Raw genomic sequence first — 1,068 nt, 5'->3', positions numbered from 1 at the left:
TGCCCTGTGAGGTTGGGGACGGGTGAGCCAGGTCTCGGCTGAGGCGTCTTGAACGGGCGAGGGCCTTCCGGTTCGGTGTGGATTGCGACGTCTACCCCGACAGAAAGGCCCTCGTGCCCCACCGTAATGCACCCCTGACCGAGACCGGACGTCTGCGTCTGGCCCGTTGCGTGGTCGAGGACGGCTGGCCCCTGCGACGTGCCGCGGAACGCTTCCAGGTCTCACCCACCACCGCCCGGCGGTGGGCCGCCCGCTACCGCGAGCACGGCGAGGCCGGAATGACCGACCGCTCCTCACGACCGCACCGCAGCCCCCGCCGGACGCCGACCCGGACCGAGCGCCGGATCATCAACGTCCGGCTCACGCGGCGGTGGGGACCGGCCCGCATCGCCCACCTGCTGGGCCTGGTGCCCTCGACCGTGCACCGGGTCCTGAACAGGTTCGGCCTGGCCCGTCTGTCCCACCTGGACCGGGCCACCGGACGTGTGATCCGCCGCTACGAACGCGACAGTCCCGGCGAGCTGGTCCACGTCGACATCAAGAAGCTCGGCAACATCCCCGACGGCGGCGGCCACAAGACCCTGGGCCGCCAGGCCGGCCGCAAGAACCGCTCGAACGCCGGCTACAGCTACCTGCACACCGCCGTCGACGACCACTCACGCCTGGCCTACAGCGAGATCCTCACCGACGAGAAGAAGGAGACCGCCACCGGCTTCTGGCACCGGGCCCACGCCTACTTCACCCAGGCCGGGATCACCGTCGAGCGGGTCCTGACCGACAACGGATCCTGCTACCGCTCACGCGACTGGCGGGATGCGCTGGCAGCGGCCGGGATCGCCCACAAGCGCACCCGGCCCTACCGGCCCCAGACGAACGGCAAGGTCGAACGCTTCAACCGCACCCTGCTGGACGAGTGGGCCTACGCCCGCCCCTACCGCACGGAGACCGAACGACGCGACGCGTTCCCCGGCTGGCTGCACACCTACAATCACCACCGCGGACACACCGCGCTGAAAGGCCAACCACCCGCCAGCCGCGTCCCCAACCTCACAGGGCAATACACCTAGC

The 1,068-nt window shown here is 70.2% G+C and carries 1 protein-coding gene; it reads left to right on the top strand.

The annotated features are described in order from the left end of the window. Positions 1-113: 113 nt before the first annotated feature. Positions 114-1,067, top strand: a complete 954-nt coding sequence (locus AB0E07_RS39855; protein ID WP_362263398.1) for an IS481 family transposase — start codon at positions 114-116, stop codon at positions 1,065-1,067. Position 1,068 lies beyond the last annotated feature (1 nt).

It is taken from the genome of Streptomyces sp. NPDC048002, assembly GCF_040653275.1.
Taxonomy (GTDB): domain Bacteria; phylum Actinomycetota; class Actinomycetes; order Streptomycetales; family Streptomycetaceae; genus Streptomyces.
This window is presented reverse-complemented; position numbering and strand designations above follow the sequence as displayed.